This is a genomic window from Micrococcus sp. HMSC31B01, assembly GCF_001816085.1.
GTDB classification, from domain to species: domain Bacteria; phylum Actinomycetota; class Actinomycetes; order Actinomycetales; family Micrococcaceae; genus Micrococcus; species Micrococcus luteus.
This window is the reverse complement of record NZ_KV825380.1, coordinates 492-6679: the sequence shown is the minus strand read 5'-3', so window position 1 is coordinate 6679 and position 6188 is coordinate 492. Positions and strand designations below refer to the sequence as shown.

Annotated in this window: 7 protein-coding genes; all 7 read left to right on the top strand. The window is 72.5% G+C overall.

The annotated features are described in order from the left end of the window. Positions 1-92: 92 nt before the first annotated feature. On the top strand, positions 93-929 hold the full coding sequence (gene tsf / locus HMPREF3105_RS11075) for a translation elongation factor Ts (RefSeq protein ID WP_070709627.1): 837 nt from the start codon (positions 93-95) through the stop codon (positions 927-929). Between the two features lie 208 nt (positions 930-1137). After that, a complete protein-coding gene (gene pyrH / locus HMPREF3105_RS11070) occupies positions 1138-1905 on the top strand; it encodes a UMP kinase (protein WP_002857706.1) in 768 nt (255 codons plus the stop codon). 53 nt (positions 1906-1958) lie between these two features. Continuing rightward, positions 1959-2516 (top strand): ribosome recycling factor, encoded by a 558-nt coding sequence (gene frr, locus HMPREF3105_RS11065; RefSeq protein ID WP_036314042.1) that lies wholly within the window; start codon positions 1959-1961, stop codon positions 2514-2516. A 25-nt stretch (positions 2517-2541) separates the two neighbouring features. After that, complete coding sequence (locus HMPREF3105_RS11060) at positions 2542-3378, top strand: phosphatidate cytidylyltransferase (RefSeq protein WP_070709625.1); 837 nt, start codon at positions 2542-2544, stop codon at positions 3376-3378. Between the two features lie 49 nt (positions 3379-3427). Further along, positions 3428-4027 (top strand): DivIVA domain-containing protein, encoded by a 600-nt coding sequence (locus HMPREF3105_RS11055; protein WP_041105097.1) that lies wholly within the window; start codon positions 3428-3430, stop codon positions 4025-4027. A gap of 154 nt (positions 4028-4181) precedes the next feature. Further along, complete coding sequence (gene pdhA, locus HMPREF3105_RS11050; RefSeq protein WP_041105099.1) at positions 4182-5336, top strand: pyruvate dehydrogenase (acetyl-transferring) E1 component subunit alpha; 1155 nt, start codon at positions 4182-4184, stop codon at positions 5334-5336. An 8-nt stretch (positions 5337-5344) separates the two neighbouring features. After that, positions 5345-6188 (top strand): alpha-ketoacid dehydrogenase subunit beta (locus HMPREF3105_RS11045; RefSeq protein ID WP_246830381.1); only part of this gene is annotated, 844 nt, incomplete at its 3' end.

The window sequence follows — 6188 nt, the reverse complement described above, 5'->3', positions numbered from 1 at the left end:
CCGTCGGCCCGGCCCCACCCGGCCGGGCCGACGGACCGGATCAGACCCCGAACATCCCGCACAACCCACACCACGGGAAGGACCGAACGAGCATGGCGAACTACACCGCTGCTGACATCAAGGCCCTGCGCGAGCGCACCGGCGCCGGCATGATGGACGTGAAGAAGGCTCTGGACGAGGCCGACGGCGACGCCGAGAAGGCCATCGAGATCATCCGCGTGAAGGGCCTCAAGGGCGCCACCAAGCGCGAGGGCCGCTCCGCCGCCGAGGGCCTCGTGGCCGCGACCGTCGAGAACGGCGTCGGCGTCATGATCGAGCTCAACTGCGAGACCGACTTCGTGGCCAAGGCCGACAAGTTCATCGCCCTGGGCGACGTGGTGCTGCGCGCCGCCGTCGCCTCCGGCGCCACCGACGTCGACGGCCTGCTGGCCTCCGACTACGAGGGCCGCACCCTGGGCGACTACGTGACCGAGGAGGGCGCCCTGCTGGGCGAGAAGGTGGCCGTGCGCCGCCTGGCCCGCGTGGAGGGCGCCTTCGTGGACGCCTACCTGCACAAGACCTCCAAGGACCTGCCGGCCCAGGTGGGCGTGCTCCTCGCCGTGGACGCCGACTCCGCCGACGCCAAGACCGCCGCGCACGACATCGCCGTGCACACCGCGGCCTATTCGCCCACGTCCCTCACCCGTGAGGACGTGCCGGCCGAGACCGTCGAGAACGAGCGTCGCATCGCCGATGAGACCGCCCGTGCCGAGGGCAAGCCGGAGCAGGCCCTGCCGAAGATCGTGGAGGGCCGCCTGACCGGCTTCTTCAAGGAGATCGTGCTCGTGGACCAGCCGTTCGCGAAGGACCCGAAGCAGACCGTCGGCAAGGTCGCCTCCGACGCCGGCACCAACGTCACCGGGTTCGCCCGCTTCCGCGTCGGCAACTGACCGCCGCACCCGGACCGGCCGCTCCCGGTCCACGCCCCGCGGGGGCGTAGGATCGGGAGCGACCCGAGGTCCACTCCGGCGCCGGATGGCGCCGACGACCATCGCATGACGGGGTGGCCGCCCCGACCGGGCGGCCACCCCGTCCGCGTGTCCGCCCCCGGGACGGCCGTCCCCGGCCCGACCCCCCACCGACCAGGAGATGCTTCCCATGGAGACGAACCGCGCCCCCGAGGACCCGACCACCGCCCACGCCCCGCAGACCTCGGACGACACCGGCCGCCGTCGCGTGCTCCTCAAGCTCTCGGGCGAGGTGTTCGGCGGCGGCAAGATCGGCGTGGACCCGGAGACCGTCCGCGGCATCGCCGAGCAGATCGCCGCCGCGGCGGACCAGGTGGAGATCGCGATCGTCGTCGGCGGCGGCAACTTCTTCCGTGGCGCCGAGCTGTCCGAGAACGGGATGGACCGCCGTCGGGCCGACTACATGGGCATGCTCGGCACCGTGATGAACTGCCTGGCCCTGCAGGACTTCCTCATCCAGGCCGGGGTCACCACGCGCGTGCAGTCCGCCATCCACATGGAGCAGGTGGCGGAGTCCTACATCCCGCTGCGCGCCATCCGCCACATGCAGAAGGGCCGCGTCGTGATCTTCGGCGCAGGCACCGGCCTGCCCTACTTCTCCACGGACACCGTGGCGGCCCAGCGTGCCCTCGAGGTCGGGGCGGACGAGGTCCTGATGGCCAAGTCCGGCGTGGACGGCGTCTACACCGCGGACCCCAAGAAGGACCCCACCGCCGAGCGTCTCACGCACCTGACCTACGACGAGGCGCTGCTGCGGAACATCCGCGTGATGGACCTGACCGCCATGACCATGTGCAAGGACAACGACCTGGACATGCGCGTGTTCGGCATGGAGGGCCCAGGCAACGTGACCCGCGCCCTGCTCGGCGAGCCGATCGGCACCACCGTCACCGTCTGAGGCGCGCCGCGTAGGATGGCGGCAGACCTGTTCCACCACACCGAGGAGACACCGTGATCCAGGAGACCCTGCAGTCCGCCGAAGAGCAGATGGACCGCACCATCGAGGCCACGCGTGAGGACTTCGCCTCCGTGCGCACGGGCCGCGCCAACCCGGGCCTCTACTCCAAGGTGATGGTCGACTACTACGGCTCGTTCACCCCGCTGCAGCAGCTGGCGTCCTTCACCACCACGGACGCCCGCACGCTGCTCATCACCCCGTTCGACCAGTCGGCCCTGCGCAACATCGAGAAGGCGCTGTCCGAGTCCGAGGTCGGCGCGAACCCGTCCAACGACGGCAAGGTCATCCGCATCGTGATGCCGGAGCTGACCGAGGAGCGCCGCAAGGAGTACGTGAAGCTGGTCAAGTCCAAGGCGGAGGAGCACAAGATCTCCGTGCGCAATGCCCGCCGCAAGGCCAAGGAGGCCATGGACAAGGCCGTCAAGGACGGCGAGGTCGGCGAGGACGAGGGCGCCCGCGGCGAGAAGGAGCTGGACGCGCTCACCAAGCGCCACGTCGAGCTCATCGACGAGATGGCCAAGAACAAGGAGCAGGAGCTGCTGGAGGTCTGAGCCTCCCGCCGTCCGCGCTCGTCCCATGACCTCCGCCGTGCCCACCTCGCCCGCACCCCCGCGCGGCGGCCGCGACCTCAAGTCCGCCGTCCTCGTGGGGGTGGGGCTGCTGGCGACGGCCCTGGTCGGCCTCTTCTGGCTCGACTGGCTGCTGGTCGTGCTCGTGGTCGCCCTGCTGGTCGGCGCGGTGTCCGAGATCGCGACGGCGGTACGCGGCATCGGCCTGGACGTGCCGCGGCCCCCGCTCTGGGTGGCCGCGGCGGCCCTGCCGCTCACCGCGTGGCGGTGGGGGGTGCCCGCGCTGTTCATCGCCCTGGTGGCATGCCTGGCGCTGGTGGCCGTGTGGACGGCGCTGACGCGCCGGCGCCCGGCGGGCCAGTTCATGCTCGCGGGCGTGTTCATCGTGCTGTGGGCGCCGTTCCTGCTCTCCTTCGCCGCTGCGCTCCTGGACGAGCCGCTGGGGCACCGCATGGTGGCGATCCTGCTGCTGATGGTGGTCTCCAACGACACGTTCGGCTACATCGTGGGCTACCGCCTCGGCCGCACCCCGATCGCCCCGCGCATCAGCCCCAAGAAGTCCTGGGAGGGCCTGGCCGGCTCCCTGGCGGGCTCGGTGCTGGTGGGCGTCGTCGCCGTCCCCCTGCTGGTCGGCCAGCCGTGGTGGATCGGCGCCGTCCTCGGCGTGACCACCGTCGCCGCCGCCACCGCGGGGGACTTCTCCGAGTCCATGGTCAAGCGTGAGCTCGGCATCAAGGACATGTCCTCCGCCCTGCCCGGCCACGGCGGCGTGATGGACCGCCTGGACTCCCTCGTGTTCGCCGCGCCGGTGGCCTACACCGTGCTGGCGCTGCCCCTGACCTGATCCACCCCTCGACCCGGCACGGCCGGGACCCGCACCGCAGGAGACGCCCATGACCCCCCGCACCACCCCGGACACCGAGCCGGTCTTCGAGCTCGTCGAGCAGGACGAGATCGGCTACGAGACCACCCACGTGGACGCCTTCATGGCGCGTGCCCGTGAGGCGCGCGACGGCGGTGCCCCGCTGACGGCGGAGGAGGTGCGCCAGGCCCGCTTCGCGACCGTCAACGGCGGCTACGCCACCGACGAGGTGGACGACGAGCTGGACCGTCTGGAGGAGGAGCTGGCCGCCGCCGAGCGTCAGGCCTTCGTCGCCGAGCGCGGGGACGAGGACTGGGCCGCGGACCTCGAGGAGCGCGTGGCCGAACTCGTGGCCCGCGCCGATCGGGCCCCGGCGGAGCGCTTCCGCCGCCCCTCCCGCGCGGACGCTGTGAGCTACGACGTGGACCAGGTGGACGCGCTCGTGGACCGCCTGCGCGTCACCCTGGCCGGCGCGGAGGGCTCGACGGATCCCGACGCCGAGGGCGGGCTGACCGCGGACGACGTGCGCCGCGCGTCGTTCGGCGAGGCGGAGGGTGCCGCCGGCTACGAGGAGGGCCAGGTCGACGCCTACCTCGACGCCGCCGTCGACGTGCTGCTGCGCCGCGCCTGACACCCTGCCCTCGCGCGGCGGCCCGGGAGAGTGGCGCAGATCACACTGGAGTGATTACAATCACACCACCGAGACGCCGCGCGCTCCACCCCTGCTCGCGCATGCGTACAACTCCCTCGCCCCGCACCGTGGGCGTCGATCGGAAGGCAGTGCAGTGACCCTCGTGGACCACACCCGTCCCACCGGCGGACAGTCCGCCGGCTCTCCGCCCCCGGCGGGCCCGGCCGAGGCCGTGATGCTCCAGGTGCTCGACGCGGAGGGCCGCCGCCGTCCGCAGCCGGAGCTCGACCCGTGGATCGAGGACGTCGACGCCGACGCCCTCGCCGCGCTGTACCGCCAGATGGCCGTGGTCCGTCGCCTCGACGTCGAGGCCACGCACCTGCAGCGTCAGGGCGAGCTGGCCCTGTGGCCGCCGCTGCTGGGCCAGGAGGCCGCCCAGGTGGGCTCCGCCGTCGCGCTGCGCCCGGACGACTTCGTCTTCCCGTCCTACCGCGAGAACGGCGTGGCCCTGCTGCGCGGCGTCCCCGCGCTGGACCTGCTGCGGGTGTGGCGCGGCTCCACGTTCTCGAGCTGGGACCCGAACGAGACGCGGGTGGCCACCCAGCAGATCATCATCGGCGCGCAGGCCCTGCACGCCGTCGGCTATGCGATGGGCGTCCAGCGGGACCAGGCGGACGTCGCCACGATCGTCTACTTCGGCGACGGCGCCACGAGCCAGGGAGACGTCAACGAGGCCATGGTCTTCAGCGCCTCGTACCAGTCGCCCGTGGTGTTCTTCTGCCAGAACAACCACTGGGCCATCTCCGAGCCCGTGCGCCTGCAGACCCGCCGCAGCATCGCGGACCGCCCGTGGGGCTTCGGCATCCCGTCGATGCGCGTGGACGGCAACGACGTCCTGGCCGTGCTCGCCGCGACCCGCGCCGCCGTCGAGCGCGCGGCCGACGGGGGCGGTCCCACCTTCATCGAGGCCGTCACCTACCGCATGGGCCCGCACACCACCGCGGACGACCCCACCCGCTACCGGGACGACGCCGAGCTCGAGGCCTGGAAGGCCCGTGACCCGTTGACCCGCGTGGAGGCGCACCTGCGCACCCTCGATGTGGACGTGGACGCCGTGCTCGCACAGGCCCAGGCCGAGGCCGACGAGCTGGCGGCCGAGGTCCGCCGCGCCCTCGAGGCGCTCGAGGAGGACGGCGCGGACAGGCTCTTCGACGAGATCTACGCTGAGCCCCACCAGGAGCTCGAGCGGCAGCGCCGCGAGCACGCCCTCTACCTGCAGCAGTTCGACGACGAGGAGGCGGGCGCGTGAGCGAGCGCATGACCTTCGGCCGTGCGATCAACCGCGGCCTGCACCGTGCCCTGGCCGACGACCCCAAGGTCCTGCTCATGGGCGAGGACATCGGCGCCCTCGGCGGCGTGTTCCGCATCACCGACGGCCTGCAGGCCGAGTTCGGCGAGGACCGGGTGCTCGACACCCCGCTGGCCGAGTCCGGCATCGTGGGCACGGCCATCGGCCTGGCGATGCGCGGCTACCGGCCCGTCGTCGAGATCCAGTTCGACGGCTTCGTGTACCCGGCGTTCGACCAGATCGTGGCGAACCTGGCCAAGCTGCGTGCCCGCACCCGCGGCGCCGTGCCGATGCCGGTCACCATCCGCATCCCCTTCGGCGGCGGCATCGGCTCCCCGGAGCACCACTCCGAGTCGCCCGAGGCCTACTTCCTGCACACCGCGGGCCTGCGCGTGGTCTCCCCGTCCTCCCCACAGGAGGGGTACGACCTCATCCGCGCCGCGATCGCCTCGGAGGACCCGGTGGTCTACCTCGAGCCCAAGCGTCGCTACCACGACAAGGGCGACGTGGACCTGGACGTCGCGATCCCGCCGATGAGCCCGGCCCGCATCCTGCGCGAGGGCCGTGACGCCACGCTCGTGGCCTACGGCCCGCTCGTGAAGACCGCCCTGCAGGCCGCCGAGGTGGCGGCCGAGGAGGGCGTCGAGGTCGAGGTGGTCGACCTGCGCAGCCTGTCCCCGCTGGACACCGGCCTCGTCGAGTCCTCGGTGCGGCGCACCGGCCGGCTCGTCGTGGCGCACGAGGCCTCCCGCACCGGCGGCCTCGGCGCCGAGCTCGTGGCCACGGTGGCCGAGCGCGCGTTCCACTGGCTCC